Source organism: Streptomyces sp. NPDC058880, assembly GCF_042742535.1.
GTDB lineage: Bacteria > Actinomycetota > Actinomycetes > Streptomycetales > Streptomycetaceae > Streptomyces.
Map to the genome: position 1 here is coordinate 25,038 of NZ_JBHYMC010000071.1, position 12,947 is coordinate 37,984.

Below are 12,947 nucleotides of genomic sequence, written 5' to 3' on the forward strand. Positions count from 1 at the left end.
GCATCCGGCCTCGTTCGAACGCACCCACCTTTACCCAAAGCCATTCCATCGGGTGATCGTCACCTCGTCTGCCTGACGGCCGGGCGCGCCCCAACTAGGGTGCGGCGCAGGCATTCCGGCACTTGGCCCACCGACCTTGCGATGTCAGTGGCGGGTGTCACAGTGGGGGAGTGAGCAACGCAGCCGCAGGGCAGAGGGGGTGAGACCGGCCGTGTCCGGAATCGGTTCGATCATGGAAGCGGGCGTTCCGTCCGCGCGGTCCCGCGCTCTGGCCGTGCTGCGCGTGCGCAGCCGGGCCCTGGCCGTGGCGCTGCTGCCCGCCGCCCTCGCGGTGGTGCTGGTGGCCGCCCGGGCGACGGGTCGGCTGGGTGGCGAGCCCTGGGCCGCCGTGACGCTCGTGGTGTGCGTGGTTGCGGCGGTGGTGCTGCTCCTTGCCGGGATCTTCGCCGCGGTGGTGTTGCGGGCGAGCCCGGCGGTGACGCCGACGGTGTCGCTGTCCGAGGCCGCGGCCCCCGACCTCTACCGGCTGGTGCGGGACCTGGCCGACCGGATGGACGTACCGCCGCCCTCCGCGATAGCCCTGACGCCGGACTGCGACAGCTGGCTGGAGGACCGCGCCCATCCGGCCCACCGCCGCAGCGGCGCGGCCGGCGGTTCCCGGTCCGCGCCCGGCGCGGCTCCCGTACTGGTGATCGGCTCGCCGTTCCTGTGGTGGATGCGGGTCGCAGAGCTGCGGGCCGTGCTTGCGCCGGTCGTCGCCGGTACAGGTCCTTCCGCGCACCCGGACATAGCCGACGCGCGAGGCTTCGTACGGGGCCTGGACGCCGCCGTGGACGTGGGCAGTCGCCGCGGTCTCGGCTGGATCGCCGGTCCGGCCCGGCTACTGCTGAGGCTGTGCAGGACGGACGCCGCCGAGATGGAGCGCGGGGTGGCTGCCGCCGCCTCGGACCGTGCACAGGGTGTGGACTACGGGCTGCGCATCGTCGCCCAGGAGCAGGTCGGCCTCGCCTACGCGGGCTGGGACCGGCTGCTGACCCGGGTGGCCCTGCCCGCCTGGCGGATGGGCCGCTGGCCCGCGCACCTGGACGCCGGGGTGGTCTCGGCGCTGACCGAGCTGTCCCGGCGGGACCGGCTGGCCGAGGGCTTCACTTCGCGCCTCGGCGAGCGGCCCGCCTGTGACCTGCTGGAGCAGCCCGGCGTGATCGACGAAGCGACCTCGCTGCTGGCCGCGCGGCTCTTCCACGGAGGCCCGGCCGAGGCCGGGCCGGACTGGTCCCCGGTGGACTGGGCGGCCTATCCCGAAGAGGTCGTGGACCGCACGTGGCGGGCGGAGGCGGCCCGCCTGCACGCCGCGCTGGACGCGCTCGCCGCCCCTGCGGGACCGCCCGCGGGACCTGCCGGGGCAGTCGGCGGCTCCGCGTCCGCTGGTGACCCGGGACCGGCCGGTGCCGGTTCCACTGCTCCGGTCGCCCCCGTCACCGCCGTCGCCCCGGTGGCTCCCGCCGCTGCCGGAGCCGCCGGCTCGCCGGCTCCGTCCGGCGCTTCGGGTACAGCGGGATCCGCCACGATCGAGGCCGCCGCCGCGGTGCCCCGCGGTGTGGACGGCTTCGCCGGGCCCACGCTGGAGCGGGTGCTGGGCTGCCTCACGGGCGCCGCCGGTGAGGGAGCGCTCGGCGAGGCCCTGGCCGGGCGGCTCAGCGCCGACCTGGCCCGTGCCGAGCGGGCCGCGGGCGCGGCCGGTGCGGCCGCGAAGGCGCGCGGCGCGGACGCCGTACCGCTCTTCCCGCTCCAGCCGCCGCGCAGCGGCCGGGATCTGCTGGCCGACCACGTGACGGCGATGGTGTGCTGCGCTGCCGTGGACTCGGCTGGGGCCGCCCCCGGAATGGACTGGCTCGACGGACCGGTCCTGCTCGTCGGCGGCGACCGCCGGACGGATCTCGCACCCCGCGTGCTCCGCCTGGTCGAGGACGGCGACCCGGGGCCGCTGCGGGACTGGCTTTCGGCCCTCGGGGTCCGCACGGAGAAGCCCGTCCGGCTGGTCTGAGACACCCCCGACACCGCCCCGGAGCGGCGACGCATCGCACGGATATACGGATGCCATTGTTCCGTTCTCGTCAATTCGCGACGAACGGTGACGGACTGCGTGCGTTATGTGATGTGCTGGGACCGGTCGCGGCTGGACGATCCCGAAGCGGATCTCCGCGCACTGCCGTACCGGCGCCACGAGCGCCACGCACCGAGGCGACGCATGCCGACCGGGGGAGCGAGGGAGGGGAACGGTCATGGGTACCGACCAGATCCGGCGTTGGGAGTCGGGTGCGCTCGCGCACGCGGTGAACGACCCCTTCGGGCAGGGCCCCCTGCCCTGGTTCCGGGGCAGTGAGCTCTACTTCGACGACACCGGCCAGGTCGTCCCCTGGTACGTGGACCCGGCCGCCGCGGTCGCCGGCACCGGCCAGATCCCCCGGGCCCGCGGCAACGGAGGCCCCCGCACCGCCGACGACGTGCACCGTCAGATCAAGGGTTTCGCCTCCACTGGCGCGGTAGCCCCGGGCGAGGCCATCGACTTCCACATCACCGTCGACCCGCCCCAGCAGTTCTCCGTCGACGTCTACCGGATCGGCCACTACGGCGGCGACGGCGCCTCTAAAATCACCACGAGCCCCCGCCTCTCCGGCATCGTCCAGCCCGCCCCCCTCGCCGCGGACCGTACCGTCTCCTGCCACCACTGGTGGCTCTCCTGGCGCCTGCAGGTCCCGTCCTACTGGAGCGTCGGCGCGTACGTCGCCGTCCTGACCACCGCCGACGGCTACCGCTCCCACATCCCCTTCACGGTCCGCGACGACCACCCCGCCGACCTGCTGCTCCTGCTCCCCGACATCACGTGGCAGGCCTACAACCTCTACCCGGAGGACGGCCGGACGGGCGCCAGCCTCTACCACGCATGGGACGAGGCGGGCCGCCTCCTCGGCGAGCGGGACGCGGCCGTCACCGTCTCCTTCGACCGGCCCTACGCGGGCGCCGGCCTGCCCCTCCACGTCGGCCACGCCTACGACTTCATCCGCTGGGCCGAGCGCTACGGCTACGACATCGCCTACGCCGACACCCGCGACCTGCACGCCGGCCGCATCGACCCCACCCGCTACCGCGGCCTGGTCTTCCCCGGCCACGACGAGTACTGGTCGGCCCCGATGCGCCGCACCGTCGAGCGGGCGCGCCACCACGGAACCTCCCTCGTGTTCCTCTCCGCGAACACCATGTACTGGCAGGTCGAGCTCGGCCCGTCGCCCTCCGGCGTCCCCGACCGGCTGCTCACCTGCCGAAAACGCCGCGGACCGGGCCGCCCCGCCCTCTGGCGCGAGGTCGACCGCCCGGAGCAGCAGCTGCTCGGCATCCAGTACGCGGGCCGGGTCCCGGAACCCGCCCCGATGATCGTGCGCAACGCCACGCACTGGCTGTGGGACTCCACCGGCGCCGGCGAGAACGACGAACTGCCCGGCCTGGTCGCAGGCGAGGCCGACCGGTACTTCCCGCGCACCCAGCTCCCCGAGCACCAGGACCGGATCCTGCTCGCGCACTCCCCGTACCTCGACAGCGAGGGTCAGCGCCGTCACCAGGAGACCTCCCTCTACCGGGCCCCCAGCGGGGCGCTGGTCTTCGCCTCCGGCACGTTCGCCTGGTCCCCGGCCCTCGACCGTCCCGGCCACGTCGACGAGCGCGTGCAGCGGGCCACGGCCAACCTCCTCGACCGGATCTGCAAGCACGACTGACCCGACCGGGCTCGGCCGACACACCCCCTGTCCGGGGGTGGGCGGCCGGGTGCGCGAGAATCGGGGTGCGCTTCATACAGAACCACAGGGAGACCCCGTGTCCGGATTCGTCGAAAAGCCCGAGCCGGTTCAGGTTCCGGGCCTCGTCCACCTCCACACCGGCAAGGTGCGCGACCTCTACCAGGACGAGGACGGCCGCCTCGTCATGGTCGCCAGCGACCGCATCTCCGCCTTCGACTGGGTGCTGCCCACCGAGATCCCGGACAAGGGCCGCGTCCTGACCCAGCTCTCCCTGTGGTGGTTCGACCAGCTCGCGGACCTCGTCCCGAACCACGTCATCTCCACCGAGCTGCCCGCCGGTGCCCCCGCCGACTGGGCCGGCCGCACGCTGGTCTGCAAGAACCTCGACATGGTCCCGGTCGAGTGCGTGGCCCGCGGCTATCTCACCGGCTCGGGCCTCGCCGAGTACAACAAGACCCGCACCGTCTGCGGCCTCGGTCTTCCCGAAGGCCTCGTGGACGGCTCCGAGCTGCCCGGCCCGATCTTCACCCCGGCTGCCAAGGCCGAGGTGGGCGAGCACGACGAGAACGTCTCCTACGAGGAGGTCGCGCGCACCACCGGCGCCGAGACGGCCGCGCTGCTGCGCCAGACCACCCTCGCCGTGTACAGCCGCGCCCGGGACATCGCCCGTGAGCGCGGGATCATCCTGGCCGACACCAAGTTCGAGTTCGGCTTCGACCCGAAGGACCACGCGCTGGTCGCCGCGGACGAGGTGCTGACCCCGGACTCCTCCCGCTTCTGGCCCGCCGACCAGTGGGAGCCGGGGCGTTCCCAGCCCTCCTTCGACAAGCAGTACGTCCGTGACTGGCTGGCCTCCGCGGCCTCCGGCTGGGACCCGAAGGGCGAACTGCCGCCGCCGGCCCTCCCGACGCAGGTCGTCGCGCAGACCCGCGCGAAGTACATCGAGGCGTACGAGCGTCTGACCGGCCTGGACTGGTCGTAGGGAACGAAGAAGCCCCGGTCCGAGGACCGGGGCTTCTTCCTTACAGAGCGGACAACGCGACTCGAACGCGCGACATCCACCTTGGCAAGGTGGTGCTCTACCAACTGAGCTATGTCCGCAGGCGCCGTAAGGCGAGACCTACTATACCCAACCTCGCTCCCTCGCGAGACGCACTGCCGCATGACGGTTCTCGGCGCCCAGCTTCGTGGCCGCCGAGGACAGGTAGTTGCGGACCGTCCCCTGCGACAGCGAGGCCCGCTCCGCGATCTCCGCGATCGGCGCCCCGTCCCCCGCCAGCTCCAGCACCTCGGCCTCCCGCGCGGTCAGCGGGGAGTCCCCGGCGCTGATCGCGTCGGCCGCCAACTCGGGGTCCACGTAACGGCCTCCGGCGTGCACGGTCCGGATCAGCTCGGCCAGCCGCTGCGCCGAGACCGTCTTCGGGGCGAAGGCGCGCACCCCCGCCGCCAGCGCCCGCTTCAGGTGTCCCGGACGCCCGTGACTGGTCACGATCATCGTCTTGCAGTCGGGGAGTTCGGCCCGCAGGGATGTGGCGACACTCACACCGTCCGCCCCCGGCATCTGCAGGTCCAGCACCGCCACGTCCGGGCGGTGCGCCCGTGCCATCGCCAGCGCCTCGGGGCCGGACGCCGCCTCCGCGACGACCAGCAGGTCGTCCTCCAGAGCGAGGAGCGCCGCCAGCGCCCCGCGGATCAAGTGCTCGTCGTCGGCGAGCAGTACGCGTACCGGGCTCACGCCCGCACCTCCAGTCCGTCGAGCCGTGGGCCCGGTATCTCCGCACGCAGCCGGAACCGGCCGTCACCGACCAGCCCCGCCTCCAGGGTTCCTTCCAGCGCGGCGAGCCGCTCCCGCAGCCCGGCCAGTCCCGAGCCGGGCGGCCCGGCAGGAGCCTCCGGCGCGCCGTCGTTCTCCACCACGAGCGTCACGGGGCCGCTCGCCGGAGCCGCCAGCCGGATTCGGCAGCGCTGTGCGTCCCCGTGCCGCAGCACGTTCGTCGTGGCTTCGCGGACCACCCAGCCGAGTGCCGACTGGACCTCCGAGGGGAGCTCCCGGTCCGGCCGGAAGTCGACCCGGCACTCCATCCCGGCCGCGCTCAGCACCCCGCGCGCTCCCTCCAGCTCCACCGCGAGGTCCGCCTCCCGGTAGCCGCGCACCACGTCCCGGACCTCCCGCTGGGACTCCCGGGCGATCCGCTGGACCTCGATCATCTGCTCCACCGCCTCGGGGCGTTCGCGCCGGGCCAGCTGGACGGCCAGCTCGCTCTTGAGGGCGATCACGGCCAGGTTGCGGCCCATCACGTCGTGCAGGTCGCGGCCGAAGCGCAGCCGTTCCTCGGCCACCGCCAGCCGTGCCTGGACCTCGCGGGAGCGGTCCAGCTCGTAGACGGTCCTCAGCAGCCAGCCGGAGAACCCGCTGGTGGCTCCGAAGAACAGGCCTCCCAGCAGCACGCCGACGGCGTACCCGAGCGCCTTCCCCACCGGCATGCCGAGGCTCAGGGCGGCCAGCCCGGTGGCGACGGCCGCCGCCGCGGCGACGTACCACATCCGCCGTACCGACTTCAGGCACAGGACGAGCGATCCGGAGGTGAACCAGGCTAGTCCGGCCACCATGGTCGGTGCCACGGTCGCTTGGGACTCCCCGGTGGTCCGCACGGTGAGGACGGCCAGGACGCATCCCGCCGTCACCAGGGCGGTGGCCACTGCCAGTCGGGTGGGGCGCTCACGCCGCCCCACCACCCAGTGCAGTGCCCGGGAGGTGAGCACCCCGCACAGGGCCGCGTGTGCGCACATCATCAGGAAGAGCGAGAGGGGCACCACGAAGGAGGTCCCGTCGGCGGCCGCGGCGGCCAGCGGGGTCAGCGCGAAGGACAGGATCTCCAAGAGCACGAAGACGTAGAACGACCCCCGGGTGTAGAGCTCGACCTTCCCCGCGGTGTTGCGGTTCTTCCACCACCCGGTCAGCTTCGACACGGTTCCCGTCCCCCGACTCGTCCTAGCGACGCGGTTCCCAGCGGAACCACCGCTGGACAGCAAACACGCTGATCACGATCCAGGCCAGCACGTTCAGTCCGGCGCCCAGCAGGTCCCCGCCCTCCGCTCCGCCGCTCCAGCCGGCCCGTACGAGGACCATCACGCCGCTCAGCGGCAACAGTTCGCACAGCGAGGCCGCCAGGTCGGGCAGCGAGTCCGTCGGGGCGAACAGCCCCGAGCCGAGCACGGTCGCCAGGAACAGCGGCAGCGTGGTGAGGCCGGCGGTCTCCACGGTGCGGGTGAAGGAGCTGGTCACCGCGGACAGCGCGGCCAGCAGCAGGAGGCCGGCGAAGACGGCCGCCACGAGCAGCAGCGGGTTCTGCGGCATGCGCACGTCCAGGGCGAGCGCCCCGGCGACCGCGAGGACGGCGATCTGGCCGAGCGCCAGGCAGGCGGCGGGCAGCGCCGTCCCGGCCAGGATCTCCAGGTCCCGGGCCTCGCCGGTGCGCAGCCGCTTCAGGACGAGCTCCTCGCGCCGGGCGACGTAGGCGGAGACCAGGTTCATGTAGACGACGAGGAGCAGCACCATGCCGATCCCGCCGGTCAGGGTGGCCTCGCCGACGGCCGCGGCGCCCTCGACGCCGGTGAGGGAGGAGCGCAGGACGAACACCATCAGCAGGGGCATCAGGAGGGCCACGCCGAGTGCGGCCCGGTTGCGCACCAGCAGGGTGAGCTCGGAGCGGCCGAGCGCGGTGATCCGGCCGGCGTTCAGGGTGAGCGTGCTCATCGGGTCCCCGCCATGGTGTCGTCGTGACTGTCGTGACTGTCGTGACTGCCGTGGCTGCCGTGGCCGGTGCGACCGGTGCGGTCGCCGGTGTTGCGGCGGTTCCGGGCGATCTCCAGGAAGGCCTCCTCCAGGGAGGCGGACCGGGCGTCGAGCCCGCCCAGTTCCACGCCGTTCTCCCGGGCCCAGCCGAGCAGTTGGGCCAGGGTCTCCTGGAGCGCCTCGGTACGGATCTCCACGCGCTGCCCGAAGGCGGCCGCCCGCAACGACAGCGGCAGCCGGGCGGCGGGCGTCCCGGCGGGCAGGGCGAAGCGGATCCGGGCCGGCCGGGTGGCGGTCACCTCGGCCGGGGTCCCGGACAGGACCAGCTCGCCCTCGTGGAGGATCGCGAGGCGGTCCGCGAGCTCCTCTGCCTCCTCCAGGTAGTGCGTGGTCAGCAGCACCGTGGTGCCCTGCTCCCGCAGTGCGCGCACCAGGGCCCAGGTCTCCTGGCGCCCTTCGGGGTCCATGCCGGTGGTGGGCTCGTCCAGGAAGAGCACCTCGGGTCGGCCGAGCAGGGCCAGCGCCAGGTCCAGGCGCCGCCGTTCCCCGCCGGACAACTGCTTCACGCGTACGCCGGAGCGCGCGGTCAGGCCGACCAGCTCCAGCACCTCGGCCGCCGGGCGGGCGCCGGTGGTGACCCCGCCCCACATCCGCACGGTCTCGACGACCGATAGGTCCGAGGGGAAGCCGCCCTCCTGGAGCATGACCCCGGTGCGCGGCCGGACCTCGGCCCGCCGGGTGAGGGGATCGAGGCCGAAGACGCGGACCTGCCCGCCGCTCGGCGCGGCGAGTCCCTCCAGCACTTCGACGGTGGAGGTCTTGCCCGCGCCGTTGGTGCCGAGCAGGGCGAAGACCTCACCCCGCGCCACGGAGAAGGAGACGCCTCGTACGGCCTCGAATCCTCCGGCGTAGCCCCGGCGCAGGTCCCGGGCTTGGATCACGGTGTCAGTCATGGATCAAGCGTCGCGGCGTCCGGAGCGGCCCGGCAGTGCGCGTTGTCACGACCGGCGATGACATTTGTCAGGGCGTTCCGAGGCCGTCGGCGGCGAAAGGGGAAATACGAAGAAGGCCCCGATCGGAATGATCGGGGCCTTCCTTCACAGAGCGGACGACGCGACTCGAACGCGCGACATCCACCTTGGCAAGGTGGTGCTCTACCAACTGAGCTACGTCCGCAAGCAGTGCACTGCCGGGGCAGTACGTGCATCACTCTACCCGATCCACCTGAGTGGTCGGAAAGTCATGCAGAGCGGGTGACAGGAATCGCACACTGCGCCTTCCCTCTGGAAGAGGGATGTTCTGCTACTGAACTACACCCGCACGACCTCGGAGGGTCTGACCTGCGGTCCGGCCCCTTCGGCGTGATCCACACACTAGCGGACGGGTGGGGGGCCTTGGCAAATCGGCCCTCAGTGGGCCGCGTTGTAGGCCTCGTAGATCTTCTTCGGGATGCGGCCCCGCGGCGGCACGTCGTGCTGGTTGGACCGGGCCCAGGCGCGGACGACCGCCGGGTCGGGCGCGACCGAGGTGTGCTTGAAGGTCTTCCCCGAGCGCGACCGGCGGCGTCCGGCGGCCACGAAGGGCGCGAGGCTCTTCCGCAGTTTCTTTGCGTTGGCCGCATTCAGGTCGATCTCGTACGACTTACCGTCCAGGGCGAACATGACCGTTTCCGCCGCTTCTCCGCCGTCGATGTCGTCGGAGAGCGTCACTACTACGCGCTGCGCCACGGATATCGGTCCCTTCGTGCGACAGCGCCACCTGCTGACGTGCGGCGATGTCGCCTGTTCGGATGTTCTGGGGCAATGCAACTTTCGACCGGAATCCCGGTTGATTCCTTTGTACCTCGATTCCCATTGCATTGTGAAGCTCAGTTAATTCTCTCCGCGTGTCCCGTCGCAATGCCGGGTACGTGGTTTTCCTGGGGATTTTGCGAAGCGTTGGTGAAGCCGAAACGGCGCGGTGATCAAGCCGCTTCCATATCTACCCGCGTAGAAATTTCGGCCGGGTACGCTGATGGAACCGCCTTGCACCAACCACCTCATCGGGAGTGCCAGTGGCACGCGTCGTAGTCGACGTCATGCTCAAGCCGGAGATCCTCGACCCCCAGGGCCAGGCGGTGCAGCGTGCACTGCCGCGCCTGGGCTTCGAGGGCATCGCCGACGTCCGTCAGGGGAAGCGCTTCGAACTGGAAGTGGAGGGACCGGTCGACCAGGCCGCCCTCGACCGCATCCACACGATGGCCGAAACGTTCCTCGCCAACACCGTCATCGAAGACTTCACCGTGAAGGTCGAGGCCTGACGGTGACCACTCGCATCGGAGTCGTCACGTTCCCCGGAACGCTCGACGACCGTGACTCGCTGCGCGCCGTCCGCCTCGCGGGGGCCGAGCCGGTCTCGCTCTGGCACCGCGACAAGGACCTGCACCAGGTCGACGCGGTCGTCCTCGCGGGCGGCTTCTCCTACGGGGACTACCTGCGCGCCGGGGCCATCTCCCGCTTCTCGCCGGTGATGGAGACCATCATCGAGCAGGCCAGGGCCGGCATGCCGGTCCTCGGCATCTGCAACGGCTTCCAGGTCCTCACCGAGGCCCACCTGCTGCCGGGGGCGATGCTCCGCAACAACCACCTGCACTTCATCTGCCGCGACCAGAAGCTGCGGGTGGAGAACGCGGAGACCGCGTGGACCGGCGACTACAGCGCCGGCCAGGAGATCTCCGTACCGCTCAAGAACATGGACGGCCGGTACGTCGCCGACGAGCGCACGCTCGACGAACTGGAGGCCGAAGGCCGAGTGGCCTTCCGGTACCTGGACGTGAACCCGAACGGGTCGCTCCGCGACATCGCCGGCATCACCAACGCCGAGGGCAACGTCGTCGGCCTGATGCCGCACCCCGAGCACGCGGTCGAACCGCTGATCGGGACCGGCCGCACCGACGGCCTCCCGTTCTTCACGTCGGTCCTGAAGAAGCTGGTCAGCGCATGAGCCTCGACACCGTCAAGAACGCCACCGAAACCCCGGACGCCTCCCAGCCGTGGAAGGAGCTCGGCCTCAAGGAGGACGAGTACGCCCGGATCCGGGAGATCCTCGGCCGCCGCCCGACCGGCGCCGAGCTCGCCATGTACTCGGTCATGTGGTCCGAGCACTGCTCGTACAAGAGCAGCAAGGTCCACCTGAAGCAGTTCGGCGAGAAGGTCCCCCAGAACGACGCGATGCTCGTCGGCATCGGCGAGAACGCCGGCGTCGTCGACGTCGGCCAGGGCTACGCGGTCACCTTCAAGGTCGAGTCGCACAACCACCCGAGCTACATCGAGCCCTACCAGGGCGCGGCCACGGGCATCGGCGGCATCGTCCGCGACATCCTCGCCATGGGCGCCCGCCCGGTCGCCGTCGTCGACCCGCTGCGCTTCGGCGCGGCCGACCACCCCGACACCAAGCGCGTCCTGCCGGGCGTCGTCGCGGGCATCGGCGGCTACGGCAACTGCCTGGGCCTGCCCAACATCGGCGGCGAGGTCGTCTTCGACGCCTGCTACCAGGGCAACCCGCTCGTCAACGCCGGCTGCATCGGCGTCATGAAGCACGAGGACATCCACCTCGCCCAGGCCTCCGGCCCCGGCAACAAGGTCATCCTCTACGGCGCCCGCACCGGCGGCGACGGCATCGGCGGCGTCTCGGTCCTCGCGTCCGAGACCTTCGACGACACCAAGCCCACCAAGCGCCCCGCCGTCCAGGTCGGCGACCCGTTCCAGGAGAAGCTCCTCATCGAGTGCACCCTGGAGATCTTCAAGGAGAAGCTGGTCGCGGGCATCCAGGACCTCGGCGGAGCCGGCCTGTCCTGCGCCACATCCGAGCTGGCCTCGGCCGGCTCCGGCGGCATGCGCGTCGAGCTCGACACCGTCCCGCTGCGTGACGCGACGCTCTCGCCCGAGGAGATCCTCATGAGCGAGTCGCAGGAGCGCATGTGCGCGATCGTCGAGCCGCGGCACGTCGACCGCTTCCTGGAGATCTGCGAGAAGTGGGACGTCATCGCCACCGTGATCGGTGAGGTGACCGACGGCGAGCGCCTGGAGATCTTCTGGCACGGTGAGCAGATCGTGGACGTCCCCCCGGGTACCGTCGCCCACGAGGGCCCGGTCTACCACCGCCCCTACGCCCGCCCCGAGTGGCAGGACGCCCTCCAGGCGGACGACGCGGGCAAGCTGCCCCGCCCGCAGACCTCCGAGGAGCTGCGCGCGCAGGTCCTGGCCCTGGTCGCGTCCCCGAACCAGGCCTCGAAGTCCTGGGTCACCGACCAGTACGACCGCTTCGTGCAGGGCAACACCGTGCTGGCGCACCCCGAGGACGCGGGTATGGTCCGCATCGACGAGGAGTCCAACCTCGGCGTGGCCATGGCGACGGACGGCAACGGCCGCTACGCCAAGCTCGACCCGTACACGGGCGCGCAGCTGGCCCTGGCCGAGGCATACCGCAACGTCGCCGCGACCGGAGCCAAGCCGCTGGCGATCTCCGACTGCCTGAACTTCGGCTCCCCCGAGGACCCGGGCGTCATGTGGCAGTTCGCCGAGGCCACCCGCGGTCTCGCGGACGGTTGCCTGGAGCTGGGCACCCCGGTGACCGGCGGCAACGTCTCCCTCTACAACCAGACCGGCGACGTCGCGATCCACCCGACCCCGGTCGTGGCCGTCCTCGGCGTGATCGACGACGTCAACCGCCGTACGCCGATGGCGTTCGCGGAGGCGGGCCAGCTGCTCTACCTGCTCGGCGACACCGCCGCCGAGTTCGGTGGCTCGGCCTGGTCCCAGGTCGTCCACGACCACCTCGGAGGCCTGCCGCCGAAGGTGGACCTGGGCCGGGAGAAGCTGCTCGCCGAGATCCTCATCTCCGCCTCGCGCGACGGCATGATCGACGCCGCGCACGACCTGTCCGACGGGGGCGTCATCCAGGCGCTCGCCGAGTCCTGCCTCAAGGGCGGCAACGGCGCGCGCGTCGTGGTCCCCGAGGGCCTGGACGCCTTCACGTTCCTCTTCTCCGAGTCCGCGGGCCGCGCCATCGTGGCCGTCCCGCGTAGCGAGGAGCTCCGCTTCACCGACATGTGCGGTGCGCGCGGCCTGCCGGTCACCCGCATCGGCGTGGTGGACGGCGACGAGATCGAGGTCCAGGGCGAGTTCAGCCTGCCCCTGGCCGAGCTTCGCGAGGCCCACGAGGCGACGATCCCCGCCTTGCTGGCCTGATCACCGGCGGGAACACGGCCGGGGCCCCGCACAGAGGCTTGGGTTCTAGCGGTCCTCGCAACACCCGCGATCTGTGGGAGTTGCGAGGACCGTGGGCGTTGAGCGTGGTGATCTTTCGGGGTTGCGGGAGCG

11 protein-coding genes and 3 tRNA genes are annotated in these 12,947 nt (G+C 71.7%); 6 read left to right on the forward strand and 8 right to left on the reverse strand.

The genetic code is table 11. The annotated features are described in order from the left end of the window. The first annotated feature begins 211 nt into the window (after positions 1 to 211). From ACFW2G_RS28620 to ACFW2G_RS28630, 3 genes are all read left to right on the forward strand, one after another. A complete protein-coding gene (locus ACFW2G_RS28620) occupies positions 212 to 2,044 on the forward strand; it encodes a hypothetical protein (RefSeq protein WP_384445678.1) in 1,833 nt (610 codons plus the stop codon). A 238-nt stretch (positions 2,045 to 2,282) separates the two neighbouring features. Continuing rightward, complete coding sequence (locus ACFW2G_RS28625; protein WP_037920118.1) at positions 2,283 to 3,770, forward strand: N,N-dimethylformamidase beta subunit family domain-containing protein; 1,488 nt, start codon at positions 2,283 to 2,285, stop codon at positions 3,768 to 3,770. 97 nt (positions 3,771 to 3,867) lie between these two features. Further along, a complete protein-coding gene (locus ACFW2G_RS28630; protein ID WP_384445675.1) occupies positions 3,868 to 4,773 on the forward strand; it encodes a phosphoribosylaminoimidazolesuccinocarboxamide synthase in 906 nt (301 codons plus the stop codon). A 46-nt stretch (positions 4,774 to 4,819) separates the two neighbouring features. Here ACFW2G_RS28630 and ACFW2G_RS28635 read toward each other — a convergent pair. The 8 genes from ACFW2G_RS28635 to ACFW2G_RS28670 all read right to left on the reverse strand — a co-directional run bounded on the left by ACFW2G_RS28635 (position 4,820) and on the right by ACFW2G_RS28670 (position 9,314). Next, positions 4,820 to 4,892 (reverse strand) — tRNA-Gly (locus ACFW2G_RS28635). 22 nt (positions 4,893 to 4,914) lie between these two features. Next, positions 4,915 to 5,526: a response regulator transcription factor gene (locus ACFW2G_RS28640; RefSeq protein WP_037920116.1), complete on the reverse strand. Its 612-nt coding sequence runs from the start codon at positions 5,524 to 5,526 to the stop codon at positions 4,915 to 4,917. Further along, on the reverse strand, positions 5,523 to 6,761 hold the full coding sequence (locus ACFW2G_RS28645; protein ID WP_384580930.1) for a sensor histidine kinase: 1,239 nt from the start codon (positions 6,759 to 6,761) through the stop codon (positions 5,523 to 5,525). Before ACFW2G_RS28645 ends, ACFW2G_RS28640 begins: the two co-directional genes overlap by 4 nt. A gap of 22 nt (positions 6,762 to 6,783) precedes the next feature. Continuing rightward, positions 6,784 to 7,548 (reverse strand): ABC transporter permease, encoded by a 765-nt coding sequence (locus tag ACFW2G_RS28650; RefSeq protein WP_037920113.1) that lies wholly within the window; start codon positions 7,546 to 7,548, stop codon positions 6,784 to 6,786. Continuing rightward, a complete protein-coding gene (locus tag ACFW2G_RS28655) occupies positions 7,545 to 8,540 on the reverse strand; it encodes an ABC transporter ATP-binding protein (RefSeq protein ID WP_384580928.1) in 996 nt (331 codons plus the stop codon). The genes ACFW2G_RS28650 and ACFW2G_RS28655 overlap by 4 nt, the downstream gene beginning before the upstream one ends. 150 nt (positions 8,541 to 8,690) lie before the next feature. Then, positions 8,691 to 8,763: transfer RNA gene (locus tag ACFW2G_RS28660), tRNA-Gly, on the reverse strand. Positions 8,764 to 8,835: 72 nt separating this feature from the next. Further along, positions 8,836 to 8,907 (reverse strand) — tRNA-Gly (locus tag ACFW2G_RS28665). Positions 8,908 to 8,996: 89 nt separating this feature from the next. Next, a complete protein-coding gene (locus ACFW2G_RS28670) occupies positions 8,997 to 9,314 on the reverse strand; it encodes an Lsr2 family protein (protein ID WP_037920109.1) in 318 nt (105 codons plus the stop codon). A 326-nt stretch (positions 9,315 to 9,640) separates the two neighbouring features. On the opposite strand from ACFW2G_RS28670, the gene purS reads away from it, so the two are divergent. Genes purS through purL form a run of 3 tightly spaced genes read left to right on the forward strand, consistent with a single transcriptional unit; the run spans position 9,641 to position 12,815 of the window. Beyond that, entirely contained in the window at positions 9,641 to 9,886 is a 246-nt protein-coding gene (gene purS / locus ACFW2G_RS28675) for a phosphoribosylformylglycinamidine synthase subunit PurS (RefSeq protein WP_037920107.1), read from the forward strand. A gap of 2 nt (positions 9,887 to 9,888) precedes the next feature. Next, the gene (gene purQ / locus ACFW2G_RS28680) at positions 9,889 to 10,569 is read left to right on the forward strand and encodes a phosphoribosylformylglycinamidine synthase subunit PurQ (RefSeq protein ID WP_037920105.1); all 681 of its coding nucleotides are present in this window, start codon (positions 9,889 to 9,891) and stop codon (positions 10,567 to 10,569) included. Then, the gene (gene purL / locus ACFW2G_RS28685; protein ID WP_384445665.1) at positions 10,566 to 12,815 is read left to right on the forward strand and encodes a phosphoribosylformylglycinamidine synthase subunit PurL; all 2,250 of its coding nucleotides are present in this window, start codon (positions 10,566 to 10,568) and stop codon (positions 12,813 to 12,815) included. Before purQ ends, purL begins: the two co-directional genes overlap by 4 nt. The last annotated feature ends 132 nt before the right edge of the window (positions 12,816 to 12,947 follow it).